The organism is Azospirillum sp. BE72 (genome assembly GCF_031455875.1).
Lineage (GTDB): Bacteria > Pseudomonadota > Alphaproteobacteria > Azospirillales > Azospirillaceae > Azospirillum.
This window is the reverse complement of the sequence record NZ_JAVDTO010000002.1, coordinates 390255-402826: the sequence shown is the minus strand read 5'-3', so window position 1 is coordinate 402826 and position 12572 is coordinate 390255. Positions and strand designations below refer to the sequence as shown.

The following is a 12572-nucleotide window of genomic DNA, read 5'->3' as shown; positions in this document are numbered from 1 at the left end:
CCAGACTTCAAGCAACCAGACCTCAAGCGACCTCAATCGTCGTCCGGGTCGGGCGGCGGCGGCAGGCTGGCGCCGGTCAGGTTTGCTCCGGTGAATTTGGCGTCGCGGATGTTCGCGTCGCTCAGGATCGCGCCGGTCAGGTTGGCGTTGGCGAAATCGCAGCCCGACAGATTGGCACCGCGCAGATTGGTACGGACGCAGGACGCGTTGGTCAGCCGCGCGCCGGTCAAATTCGCCGCCCACAGCCGGCCGGTCGGCTGGCCGTCCGGCCCCTTGATGTCGACCCAGCCGATGCCGGCGCCGTCCAGCCGCACCCCGTCCATGTTGGCGCCGCGCAAGGTGGCGCCGTCCAGGATCGCGCCCCCCAAATCGGCGCCGGCCAGCACCGCCTCGGAGATGTCGCACATGATCAGCAACGCCTCGCGCAGCTTGGCACCGCTGAGGTTGGCGCGCTTCAGATTGGCGCCGGACAGATTCACGCCCGACAGGTCGATGTGGCTGAGATCGGCGCCGGTCAGGTCGGCGCGCGCGCCCATCGAGCCGTTGGTGTTGATCCAGGTGTAATGGCTGTGCAGGGCCTGCTGGATCTGGACGGAGAAATTGTCGGCCGACCGCGCCAGATTGGCGCCGGTGGTATCGGCCCCTGCCAGATCGGCACCCTCCAGCTTGGCACCCTGCAGGTCGGCGTTGCGCAGGTTGGCACCGGCCAGCATCGCGCCGGTCAGGTTGGCGTCGCGCAGAACGGCCCCCTGCAGGTTCACGCCGGACAGATTGCTGCCGCGCAGGTCGGCGCGGGCGAGATTGCAGCTCTTCATGCTGGCGCGCATCAGCGTGGCGCCGGTCAGCAGCGCGCCCTCGCAATCGGCGCCGTTCATCGACACGTCGGTCAGATCGGCGCCCGAAAGGTTGGCGTTGGTCAGCGACGCATCGTCGAAATCCGAGCCGGCCAGATCGGAGCGGACGAAATCCAGCCCCTTGCCACCCTTACCGCCCTGCCCGCCATAGAGCAGTGCGCCGCCGCGCAGGTCGGCCTCCTTCAGGATGGCGCGCTTCATCTTGGCGCCGCGCATGTGGGCGCCGCGCAGATCGGCCCGGTACAGGTTGCAGCCGGACAGATCGGCCTTGGTCAGATGGGCGGCGAACAGGTCCGCGGTGCTGAGATTTGCATTGGACAGGTCGCAATGGGACAGGTTGGCGCCGGACAGCTTGCCCTGCGCCAGATTCACCCCGGACAGGTTCGAGCCTTCCATGTTCGCCATGGTCAGGTTGGCGCGCGAACCGCCCGACTTGTTCTTCAGCCAGCGCTCGTGCTTTTCCAGCACGGCAACCAACTCGTGCGGTGTCATCGGTCCTGTCCGGTCTGTCTGGTTGCGTGGTCCATCGATAGACCAGTGTCCCGAAATAATCTATGCCAAAGGTTAAGGCCGCTTCCAGTGCGCTTCCAGTGCATCGGCGGCTTGGCGCGGCGGCGCCCGCCCCCCATCTCCGGGGCGTCGGGCACCGGACCGCCTGTCACAGCAAGGAGTTGGGGATCATGTCGGGTGGACACACGCTTGCGGCGTTCGACACCGAACTGGCGGCGCTGCGCACCGCCATCGACCGCATGGGCGAGCTGGTGGAACGGCAGGTCGGGCTTGCGCTCGATTCGCTGGCCGGTCCGGATGCCGATATCGCGGGCGAGGTGCTGAAGGGCGACGCCGAGATCGACCGGCTGGAGATGGAGGTGGAGGCGATGACCGTCCGCCTGCTGGCTCTGCGCCAGCCGATGGCAAAGGACCTGCGCGAGATCGTCGCGGCGCTGAAGATCGCCTCCAACCTGGAACGGATGGGCGATTTCGCCGGTTCCGTCGCCAAGCGGGCCGTCACGCTGGCCACACTGCCGGTCGCGCCGCCGGTCGCCTCCCTGGTCCGTATGGGCCGCATGGTCCAGACGATGATCGGCGACATGCGCCGCGCCTACACCGAACAGGACGCCGATCTGGCCGCCTCCGTCCGCGACTGCGACGGCGAGGTCGATGCGGCCTATACCGCGCTGTTCCGTGAGTTCCTGACCTACATGATGGAAACGCCGGCCCAGATCACCGGTTGCACCCACCTGCTGTTCGCCGCCAAGTCGATCGAGCGCATCGGCGACCATGCCACCAACGTGGCGGAGAACATCAGCTTCCTGGTCAAGGGCCGTCTGCCGTCGGACGAGCGCCGCAAGGAGGATCTCAGCAGCTACGCCGTCGCTCCACCGCGTGAGGGTGCGTGAACGCAGGGGCTTGACAGCCGGCGGTGGCATGTGGTGCCGTTGTCGGCATGAACATGTCCTCGCCCCTCCTGTCGCAACATTGGTGGTGGCCCGTCTCCAACGGGCCGGCCTGGCGACGCGTGTGAACGTGGATTGACGACAAAAGGCCGCCCGGTGCATCCGGAGCGGCCTTTTTCCTGACCCGGCAGCGGGTCACCGAAGGGAAAGACGGACAAGCAGGCGGAAGCACCGTGCGGCGTCACCGACAAGACGCCCGAACCGGAGCCCCGCCGCCATGACGCCCTCCCATCTGTATCCCTCCCACATATTCCTGGCCGATCCCGCTTTCCTGGACCCGTTCGCCACCACCACCGGGGGCGGGCTGGGAGTGTGCCGCACCACCGAGCCGGCGGGGATCGCCGACGCGCTCGACACGCTCGCCTCCGCACTGGACGAGCGGCGCGGCCTGCTGCTGTCGGGCGGAGTGGAGGCGCCCGGCCGTTATCGTCGCCAAGCCATGGGCTTCGTCGATCCGCCCCTGTCGGTGACCGCCCGCGGCCGGACGGTGCGCATCGACGCGCTGAATCCGCGCGGCCGCCTTCTGCTGCCCGCCATCGCGGGCGCACTGGACGGGCATGAAGCACTGGTCGGGCTGGAGGTGACGGACGGCCGCATCACCGCGCTGGTCCGCCGCCCGACGGGCGTCTTCGCGGAGGAGGACCGCAGCCGGCAGCCGTCGGTCTTCAGCGTGCTGCGGGCGCTGATGGCGCTGTTCTCCTGCCCGGACGAGCCGTTCCTGGGGCTCTACGGCGCCTTCGGCTACGACCTCGCCTTCCAGTTCGAGCCGATCCGGCGCCGGCTGGAGCGGTCGGACGACCAGCGCGACCTCGTGCTGTATCTTCCCGACCGGCTGCTGGTCGTCGATCATGGCGCCGGGGTGGCCCGCCGCTTCGCCTACGAGTTCGTGGTGAATGGCGTTTCCACCGAGGGGGTTGCCGGCGGCGGCCGGGTCCACGCCTACCGCCCGGACACCAATGCCGCCGCGGAGTGCGACCATGCGCCCGGCGAGTACCAGCAGGCGGTGCGGGCGGCGAAGGAGGCCTTTCGCCGCGGCGACCTGTTCGAGGTGGTGCCCGGCCAGACCTTTGCCGAGCCCTGCGCGGACAGCCCCTCCACCATCTTCCGCCGCCTGCGCGCCGCAAATCCGGCCCCCTACGAGGCGCTGATCAATCTGGGGGACGGCGAGTTCCTGGTCGCCGCCAGCCCGGAGATGTATGTCCGCGTCGGCACCGGCCCAACGGCGGCACGGGTGGAGACCTGCCCGATTTCGGGCACGGTGGCGCGCGGCGCCGACGCGCTGGGCGATGCCGCGCAGATCCTGACGCTGCTGAACTCCGCCAAGGACGCGGCGGAGCTGACCATGTGCACCGACGTCGACCGCAACGACAAGGCGCGGGTGTGCGAGCCCGGTTCGGTCCGTGTCGTCGGCCGGCGGATGATCGAGCTGTACTCCCGCCTGATCCACACGGTGGACCATGTGGAGGGACGCCTGCGCGACGGCTTCGACGCGCTGGACGCCTTCCTCACCCACAGTTGGGCAGTCACGGTGACCGGTGCGCCGAAGCGCTGGGCGATGCAGTTCCTGGAGGACACCGAACGGTCGCCGCGCCGCTGGTACGGCGGGGCCTTCGGACGCATCGGGTTCGACGGCGGCATGGACACCGGCCTGACCCTGCGCACCATCCGCATGAAGGACGGGGTCGCCTTCGTTCGTGCCGGCGCGACCCTGCTGTCCGACAGCGACCCGGAGGCGGAAGACGCCGAATGCCGCCTGAAGGCCTCCGCCTTCCTCGACGCGGTGCGGGGGGACGGAGCGTCGCCGCGGCTGACGCTGGTTGCCGCCGCGGTGTCGTCTGCCGCCCGGCGGAGCGGGGAGGGGCGGCGGGTGCTGCTGGTCGACCATGACGACAGCTTCGTCCACACGCTGGCCGACTATTTCCGCCGGACCGGCGCGATGGTGACGACTCTGCGCCACACCCACGCGCGGACGGCGCTGCGCGACGAGCCGCCCGACCTGCTGGTGCTGTCGCCGGGGCCGGGGCGTCCGGCCGATTTCGATGTCGGCGGCAGCGTGCAGGCGGCTCTGGACCTCGGTGTGCCTGTGTTCGGCGTCTGCCTGGGGCTGCAGGGCATGGCCGAGAGCTTCGGCGCGACGCTCGACCGGTTGCCGGAGCCGATGCATGGCAAGTCCTCGCCCCTGATCCACCAGGGTTGCGGACTGTTCGAGGGGCTGCCGCAGGGGATGCGGGTCGGCCGCTACCATTCGCTGGTCGCAAAGCGCGACAGCCTGCCGCCCGAGTTGCGGGTGACGGCGGAGACGGAGGACGGAACTGTGATGGCGATCGAGCACCGGACTCTGCCGCTGGCCGCCGTGCAGTTCCACCCCGAATCGATCCTGACGCTCGACGGCGGGCATGGTCTGGCGCTGATCGACACGGTGATGGCGACGCTGGCGACGCGCGGCGGCAGGTTGTCCAAACGGGAGGTGGCCGCTTGAAGATCGTGTCCGCCGGGAGAGCGTGGCGCCGTCCGCTCCCCCGGCTTCACTCCGTCACACCGGCAGCCGGATCACTGCGCGCAGGCCGCCATAGGGGCTGTCGTCCAGCGTGATGTCGCCGCCATGGCTGCGCGCCACGTCGCGGGCGATGGTCAACCCCAGGCCCGAGCCGCCGGTGTCCAAATTGCGGCTGCTGTCGACGCGGAAGAAGGGCTTGAACACGTCCTCGCGCAGATAGGCGGGGATGCCGGGGCCGTCGTCGTCGACGGTGATCTCGATCACGCCTTCCTTCGGTTCGGCCTTGACCCAGGCGGTGCCGGCATGGCGGCCGGCATTGACCAGCAGGTTGGCGATGCAGCGGCGGACCGCGTTGGGACGCAGCGGCAGGACCAGCCCCTCCGGCGCCGTCAGCGTCACCTCCGTTCCGTCGCGCCGCGCACCGGAGGCGACCTCGTTCAGAAGGCGGGTCAGGTCGGTCGGCTGCACCGCCTCCGTCCCCTCGCCGCGGGCGAAGGCGAGATAGCCTTCGATCATCTGCTCCATCTCGGCGACGTCGGCCTTCAGCTCCTCCACCTCGGGGTCGAGGTCGGGATGCTCGATCATGTCCAGCGCCAGCTTCATCCGGGTCAGCGGGGTGCGCAGGTCGTGGCTGACACCAGCCAGCATCTCCGTCCGCTGGTTCATCTGGCGCTGGATGCGTTCGCGCATCAGCAGGAAGGCGGAGGCGGCCTGCCGCACCTCCGTCGCCCCTTCCATCTTGAAGTTGGAGACGTCGCGGCCCTTGCCCAGCGCGTCGGCGGCGATGGCCAGCCGCTTGATCGGGCGGATCTGGTTGCGCATGAACAGGATCGCCACGGCGAACAGCACCACGGCCGACCCGACCATCCACAGGATGAAGATGTAGCTGGTCGGCGTGAACAGGCGCCGCTCCGGCGACATCACCGACAACACGCCGTCGGCCATCTGCACCCGGATCTCGTACCATTCCCGCGCGACGCGGGTGTTGATGGCAAAGGGGCGGCCGATCCGTTCGTCCAGCGCCTTGCCGAGCGTGCGTTCCAGCAGACCGCTCAGCCGGCGGCGTTCATCTGGCAGCGTCTGCCCCGGCTCCAGCGTGACGATCAGGTCGGTGGTGCGGGCGACGGTGGCCAGCGTCCAATCGCGCCCCTCCTGCGACGGGTCGTGTTCGATCATGGCGATCACGGTGGCGATATCGCCGGCCACCGCATAGGCCAGCCGGTTGGTCACCGTGTCCCAGTGGCGGTCGTAGAAGATCCAGGTCGCCACCGCCTGGGCCAGGATCACCGGCGTCACGATGATCAGCAGCGTCCGGCCGAACAGGGTGCGCGGCAGAAACCGCTTCACGAACGGCGTGCGCCGCCGCCGTTCGGCCCGCCGGGCTGCGACGCTGCGGTCCGATGCCGCCGTCAAGGATCGGGCCTCAGCACATATCCCTCGCCGCGGACAGTGTGGAGGTAGCGCGGCTCGCGCGGGTCGGCCTCGATCTTGCGGCGCAGGCGGGTGACCTGGACATCGACGGTGCGGGCGTTGCCGGCGACCTTGCTGCGCTCCGTCAACTCCTCGCGCGTGAAGGTGACGCCGGGCGAGGCGGCAAGGATGCGCAGCAGGCTCGCCTCCGCCGTGGTCAGGCGGATCACCTCGTCGCCCTGGCGCAACTCGTCCCGGTCCGGCAGATAGGTCAGGGGGCCGAGCCGCACGGGCACCGCAGGTGGAGCCGCCGGTTCCGGCGGACGCGCGGCCTGCCGGCGCAGGATGGAGTTGATGCGCAGCAAGAGCTCGCGCGGGTTGAAGGGCTTGGCGAGATAATCGTCGGCCCCCGCCTCCAGCCCGGCGATGCGGTCGTCCGGCTCGTCGCGGGCGGTCAGCAGCAGGATCGGCAAGTCGCGTTCGCGCCGCAGCGACTCGGTTAGCGACAATCCGGATTCGCCGGGCATCATGATGTCGAGCACCAACAGGTCGAAGGCCAGCCCGCCCAGCTGCGCGCGGGCATCCGCGGCGTCACGCGCGGTACTGACCAGAAAGCCATTGCTGGCGAGGTACTTGCGCAGCAGCTCGCGCAGGCGGGTGTCGTCGTCGACGACCAGGATATGAGGCTGATCTTCGGTCATGACGCGACTATAACGCGTGTCCCCGCAATCGACATAGTGGCACCATGCGTGATGCATCATGGGTGTGCATGGCGGGCAGTCGTGTAAGCGGTTGGCCGTTTCGCCCTCGTTCCGTGTTACCCTCCATATGTCCTCCTCAGAGGGCCGAGAGACACAGGAGCGATCACGATGGCCTACGACCACAGGTCCAACGACCCCCGGGACCTGGACGCCCAAGACCTCGCCGAAATGACCCGCAACTTCCTGGCGAAGGGCGGCAACATCGTTCAATGTCCGCCGGGTGCTTCGGAAAACGTGGTGTACCGCAAGGGCGGCTTCCGCCGCCGCACCCCCAACGACGCGAAGGCCGCGGCCGACAAGCCGGCGGACACCAGCACGGCAGAGGCCGGCTCCAAGGATGCCGGGCCGGCGGCGCCGGAGACGAAGACGGAGCCTAGCACCGGCTGAGGCGGTTGCAGCGTTTCGTTTTCAGCGTTTCGCGGCAAGACGGGCAGGGGGAACGGGCGGTACGAATTTCGCGCGGTCCCCCTCGTCCAGCATGCCCATCATCACCTTGCGGAATCCCTCCACCGCCTCCGCCCCGGCCATGCGGTAGGCGCGGGCGATGCGCTGGCGCTGGGTCTCGGACAACTGGCGCTCCAGCTCCACGCCCTTTTCCGTCAGTTCCAGCAGACGCTGCCGCCGGTCGCGGGCGCCCGTCTGCTGGTCTATGAAACCCTGGCGCACCAGTTCGCCCAGCACGCGCGACAGACTCTGCTTGGTGATCTTCAGGATCGCCAGCAGTTCCGAAACGGTGATCTTGGGATAGCGGCCGACGAAATAGATCACGCGGTGGTGCGCGCGGCCGAAGCCGATCTCCGCCAGAATTTCGTCCGGTTCGGCGGTGAATTCGCGATAGGCGTAGAAAAGCAGCTCCATTCCGGTACGGAGTTCCTCCTCGCGGAGGAAGAGCTGGTTCACGCCCGCTTTCAGGTCAGCCATGGCGACGCGGTTGGTTCGATTTATTCTAATTAGGACAGCGGCTCAGACATAAACAATCGTGCGTCCGGTTACAAGAACAAGCTCGTTCCCGGACGCGGCTTTTCCTCCGCCGCTCAGGCGCTGCCGATCAGAATTCCGGTGGCGAAGACCAGCAGTCCGCCGACCACCACCTGGAAGGCGGCCGACAGCAGCGGCGTGTCCATGTAGCGGTTGCGGATCCAGGCGATGATGGCCAGTTCGACCACCACCACCGCGATGGCGACGGCGGTCGCCGTCCAGAAATGCGGGATCAGATAGGGCAGGGCGTGGCCCAACCCGCCCAGCGTGGTCATCGCCCCGCAGACAAGCCCGCGCAGCCATGGGCTGCCGCGCCCGGTCAGCGACCCGTTGTCGGACAGCGCCTCGGCGAAGCCCATGGAGATGCCGGCGCCGATTGAGGCGGCCAGACCGACCAGGAAGGTCTCGTGGCTGTCCTGCGTCGCGAAGGCGGCGGCGAACAGCGGGGCCAGCGTCGACACCGATCCGTCCATCAGCCCGGCCAGCCCGGGCTGGATGATCTGCAGCACGAACAGCCGGCGTTCCGATTCGTGTTCCTGCTCCCGCACTTTGGGAGAGACGTATTTCGCTTCCAGCCGCTCGGCCTTGGCCTCGTGCCGCCGCTCCTCCTCCGCCAGATCGCCCAGCAGCTGGCGAATAGCTGCGTCCTGCGACCGCTGTGCGGCACGGGCATAGAACCGCTTGGTCTCGGCCTCCATCACTTCCGCCTGCCGGCGGACGGTGTCGAGTCCCAGCGGGCGCGTCAGCCAGACCGGCTTGCGCTCCACGAATCCTTTCACGTCCTGGCGGCGGATCAGCGGGATGTGGTCGCCGAATCGCGTGCGGAAGAGTTCCAGCAGTCGGTGCCGGTGACCGTTCTCCTCCGACGCCATGGCGCTGAACATGCGGGCCGTATCGGGGTAGTTTTCGGCCAGACCGTGGGCGAACTCGTCATAGATGCGGCTGTCTTCCTCTTCCAACGAGATGGCGAGCGCCAGCAGCTCCTTTTCCGTCAGCTCCGAGAAGTTCTTCATTTGGTAGTGCCTTCACCGCAAGAGGATGGTGCGTTGCGAATGAACCTATTCCGCATAGGGACATCTTCAAATTGGCGGTTCGGCCGATATGGCCGCCCCAGGCCGGCGACGGCATAGGCAGGGTGCTACACGATGTCCCTTAAGGCCAGCACGGGTGGATGCGCCGGTCGGGTGAGTGGAAATTCGGCGGCGGGCTTGGTATGGGCTGTGGTCACGAGAGGCAAAGAACGTTCCGCAAGTTCCCATATAAAGCCGAGACAAGAAGGAAACGACCATGACCGCACGCCGGAAGCTGATCGCCGGAAACTGGAAGATGAACGGGTTGAAGGCCGATGGGCTGGATCTCGCCTCCGACCTCGCCGGGCGGCTGAAGGGCGCCGGGCCGGTCGCCTTCGACATGCTGGTCTGCCCGCCCTTCCCGCTGCTGTTCCCGGTGGGGGAGGCGATCGCCGACAGCCCGCTGGCGCTGGGCGGCCAGGATTGCGCGCCGAAGACCTCCGGCGCCCACACCGGCGACGTGGCCCCAACCATGCTGAAGGATGCCGGCTGCCGCTTCGTGATCCTCGGCCATTCGGAGCGCCGCGCCGACCATGGCGAGAGCGACGCCGTGGTCAACGCCAAGGCCGTCGCCGCCCATAAGGAGGGGCTGGTCGCCATCGTCTGCGTCGGCGAGACCGAGACGCAGCGCGATGCCGGTCAGGCGAACGCCGTGGTGTCGGGCCAGCTTGCCGGCTCCATCCCCGCCGGTGCGAATGCCGGGAACACCGTCATCGCCTATGAGCCGGTCTGGGCCATCGGCACCGGCAAGACTGCGACTCCGGACGACGTGAAGGCAATGCATGCCCATATCCGGGCCGAGCTGGCCGGCAAGATCGCCGATCCGGACAAGGTGCGCATCCTCTACGGCGGTTCGGTCAAGCCGGGCAACGCGGCTGAGCTGATGGCGGTGGAGAATGTCGACGGCGCGCTGGTCGGCGGTGCGTCGCTGAAGGCCGACGATTTCTGGGGCATCGCCACCGCCTGCCGCTGATACCCCTGCCGTTTGCGACATGGCACCATCAGGTGTCAGCCATGCCGCCAATGGATACGGCATAGGTATTTTGGCGCTGGCATATCGCGCGGCGCCGCGGTACAAACAGTGGGCGCGCGCCACGGGCCCTTAAGACGGCCTGTGGCGCGCTATTCGATTTTTGGGATGGGTGTGGGGTGAGCATCGCATGGAATCGGTGATTCTGGTTATTCACCTGCTGATCGCCGTTGGGCTGGTCGGCGTGATCCTGATCCAGCGGTCGGAAGGCGGCGGGCTCGGCATCGGTGGCGGCACCATGGGCGGCATGATGAGCACCCGTGGAACGGCCAATCTGCTGACGCGGACCACCGGCATCCTGGCGGCCTGCTTCTTCGCCACCAGCATCGTGCTGGCGATCCTGGCCGGCGGTCATTCCCGCCCGGCGTCGATCATCGACACCCTGCCGGCGGCTCCCGCGCAGTCGACCGCTCCGGCGGCCCCGGCGCAGCCTGCCGCTCCGGCCCAACCTGCGCCGCCGGTAGCCCAGTAAAGGGACCATCCCAGCAGCGCACGGGTACGAGCGAAAAGCGAGGCGGCCTCCCCGAAGCCGCCTCTTTCTTTTGAGGGCCGACGTTCGCGACGCCATGTCTCGGCGGCGACCCTTCGGGGGACGTTGAACATCTCTCCCCTCCGGGGAGACGGACAATCCGTCCACTATGGGGAAGGACAATACCGTCCCCTATGGGGATCGATTACTCCGTCCCCTACGGGGACATCGGCCATCCGTCCCCAACGGGGACATGGAACAGCTCTCAAGCTCTTCGGACGGACATGACTCGCTACATCTTCATCACCGGTGGCGTCGTTTCTTCGCTGGGCAAAGGTCTGGCGTCGGCGGCGCTTGGGGCGCTTCTCCAGGCGCGCGGCTACAAGGTGCGTCTGCGCAAGCTGGACCCGTACCTGAACGTCGACCCCGGAACGATGAGCCCCTACCAGCACGGCGAGGTCTTCGTGACCGACGACGGGGCTGAGACGGACCTGGACCTCGGCCATTACGAGCGTTTCACCGGTGTGTCGGCCCGCAAGGGCGACAACATCACCACCGGCCGCATCTATTCCACCGTGATCGCGAAGGAGCGTCGCGGCGATTACCTGGGCGGCACCGTCCAGGTCATTCCGCACATCACCGACGAGATCAAGGAATTCATCCGCGCCGACGCCACCGACGAGGACTTCGTCCTGATCGAGATCGGCGGCACGGTGGGCGACATCGAATCGCTGCCCTTCCTGGAAGCGATCCGCCAGTTCGGCAACGAGGTCGGGCAGGAGAATGTCCTCTACATCCACCTGACCCTGCTGCCCTATATCCCGACCGCCGGCGAGCTGAAGACCAAGCCGACCCAGCATTCGGTGAAGGAGCTGCTGAGCGTCGGCATCCAGGCCAACATCCTGCTGTGCCGCGCCGACCGTCCGATCCCGGAGAACGAGCGCAAGAAGATCGCGCTGTTCTGCAACATCCGTCCGGAGCGGGTGATCGCGGCGCTGGACGTCGATTCGATCTATCAGGTGCCGATCAGCTACCACGAGGAAGGCTTCGACACCCAGGTCCTGAGCTATTTTGGTCTGCCGACCGACAAGGAGCCGGACCTGTCGCGCTGGACCCGCATCATGGACCGGGTGCGCAAGCCGCAGGGCGAGGTCACCATCGCGGTGGTCGGCAAGTACATCAGCCTGCTCGACAGCTACAAGTCGCTGGCCGAGGCGCTGACCCACGGCGGCATCGCCAACAACGTCAAGGTCAACCTCGACTGGATCGATTCGGAGATCTTCGAGGATGACGACGCGGCGGTGAAGCGGCTGGAGAACGTCCACGGCATCCTGGTGCCGGGCGGCTTCGGCTCCCGCGGGACGGAAGGCAAGATCCGGGCGGCCCAATTCGCGCGTGAGCGCAAGGTGCCGTATTTCGGCATCTGTTTCGGCATGCAGATGGCGGTGATCGAGGCCGCCCGCAACATGGCGAAGATCGAGGATGCCGGCTCCACCGAGCTGGGCAAGCCGGGCAATCCGGTCGTCGGGCTGATGACGGAGTGGATGCGCGGCAACACGCTGGAGCGTCGTGCCGAGGTCGGCGACCTGGGCGGCACCATGCGGCTGGGCGCCTATCCCGCCAAGCTGCTGGAAGGCAGCAAGGTCGCCGAGGTGTACGGCACCACCGACATCTCCGAACGGCACCGTCACCGCTATGAGGTGAACGTGTACTACAAGGAGCGTCTGGAGCGCTGCGGCATGAAGTTCAGCGGCCTGTCGCCGGACGGGGAACTCCCGGAGATCGTCGAGATCCCCGACCATCCCTGGTTCATCGGCGTGCAGTTCCATCCCGAACTGAAGTCCAAGCCGTTCGAGCCCCACCCGCTGTTCACCGCCTTCATCAAGGCGGCGATCGATCAGAGCCGGTTGGTCTGAGGGACACGCGGCACACGAGCTTCTGTACTGAAAACGCCCCGCCCTCAAACGCGGGGCTTTTTCATGCCCGCCACCTTCCCTATACGTCACCTTCCTTGCACCCCCGACTCCCCTGTGCGACGATCCGCTG

11 protein-coding genes are annotated in these 12572 nt (G+C 67.6%); 6 read left to right on the top strand and 5 right to left on the bottom strand.

Annotated features, from left to right (window positions below; all coding sequences use genetic code 11):
• Positions 1-32: 32 nt before the first annotated feature.
• Positions 33-1346 carry a pentapeptide repeat-containing protein gene (locus tag J2Y49_RS08000; protein WP_310113886.1) on the bottom strand — a complete coding sequence of 438 codons (1314 nt, stop codon included), beginning with the start codon at positions 1344-1346 and terminating at the stop codon, positions 33-35.
• 188 nt (positions 1347-1534) lie between these two features.
• Between J2Y49_RS08000 and phoU the strand changes: the two genes are divergently transcribed.
• Both phoU and J2Y49_RS07990 read left to right on the top strand, forming a co-directional pair.
• Positions 1535-2254 carry a phosphate signaling complex protein PhoU gene (gene phoU / locus J2Y49_RS07995; protein WP_310113885.1) on the top strand — a complete coding sequence of 240 codons (720 nt, stop codon included), beginning with the start codon at positions 1535-1537 and terminating at the stop codon, positions 2252-2254.
• A 274-nt stretch (positions 2255-2528) separates the two neighbouring features.
• Positions 2529-4790: an anthranilate synthase gene (locus tag J2Y49_RS07990; RefSeq protein WP_310113883.1), complete on the top strand. Its 2262-nt coding sequence runs from the start codon at positions 2529-2531 to the stop codon at positions 4788-4790.
• A 54-nt stretch (positions 4791-4844) separates the two neighbouring features.
• Here the strand turns inward: J2Y49_RS07990 and J2Y49_RS07985 are convergent, their stop codons facing one another.
• Both J2Y49_RS07985 and J2Y49_RS07980 read right to left on the bottom strand, forming a co-directional pair.
• Entirely contained in the window at positions 4845-6221 is a 1377-nt protein-coding gene (locus J2Y49_RS07985) for an ATP-binding protein (protein ID WP_310113882.1), read from the bottom strand.
• Complete coding sequence (locus tag J2Y49_RS07980; RefSeq protein WP_310113881.1) at positions 6218-6919, bottom strand: response regulator; 702 nt, start codon at positions 6917-6919, stop codon at positions 6218-6220. Before J2Y49_RS07980 ends, J2Y49_RS07985 begins: the two co-directional genes overlap by 4 nt.
• A gap of 168 nt (positions 6920-7087) precedes the next feature.
• On the opposite strand from J2Y49_RS07980, the gene J2Y49_RS07975 reads away from it, so the two are divergent.
• Positions 7088-7366, top strand: a complete 279-nt coding sequence (locus J2Y49_RS07975) for a hypothetical protein (RefSeq protein ID WP_310113878.1) — start codon at positions 7088-7090, stop codon at positions 7364-7366.
• Positions 7367-7387: 21 nt separating this feature from the next.
• Here the strand turns inward: J2Y49_RS07975 and J2Y49_RS07970 are convergent, their stop codons facing one another.
• Complete coding sequence (locus J2Y49_RS07970; RefSeq protein WP_310113876.1) at positions 7388-7900, bottom strand: MarR family transcriptional regulator; 513 nt, start codon at positions 7898-7900, stop codon at positions 7388-7390.
• 113 nt (positions 7901-8013) lie between these two features.
• Positions 8014-8970 carry an iron exporter MbfA gene (gene mbfA / locus J2Y49_RS07965; protein ID WP_310113875.1) on the bottom strand — a complete coding sequence of 319 codons (957 nt, stop codon included), beginning with the start codon at positions 8968-8970 and terminating at the stop codon, positions 8014-8016.
• Positions 8971-9244: 274 nt separating this feature from the next.
• On the opposite strand from mbfA, the gene tpiA reads away from it, so the two are divergent.
• From tpiA to J2Y49_RS07950, 3 genes are all read left to right on the top strand, one after another.
• The gene (gene tpiA, locus J2Y49_RS07960; protein ID WP_310113874.1) at positions 9245-10000 is read left to right on the top strand and encodes a triose-phosphate isomerase; all 756 of its coding nucleotides are present in this window, start codon (positions 9245-9247) and stop codon (positions 9998-10000) included.
• A 187-nt stretch (positions 10001-10187) separates the two neighbouring features.
• On the top strand, positions 10188-10529 hold the full coding sequence (secG, locus tag J2Y49_RS07955; protein WP_310113872.1) for a preprotein translocase subunit SecG: 342 nt from the start codon (positions 10188-10190) through the stop codon (positions 10527-10529).
• A gap of 281 nt (positions 10530-10810) precedes the next feature.
• Entirely contained in the window at positions 10811-12442 is a 1632-nt protein-coding gene (locus J2Y49_RS07950) for a CTP synthase (protein ID WP_310113871.1), read from the top strand.
• The last annotated feature ends 130 nt before the right edge of the window (positions 12443-12572 follow it).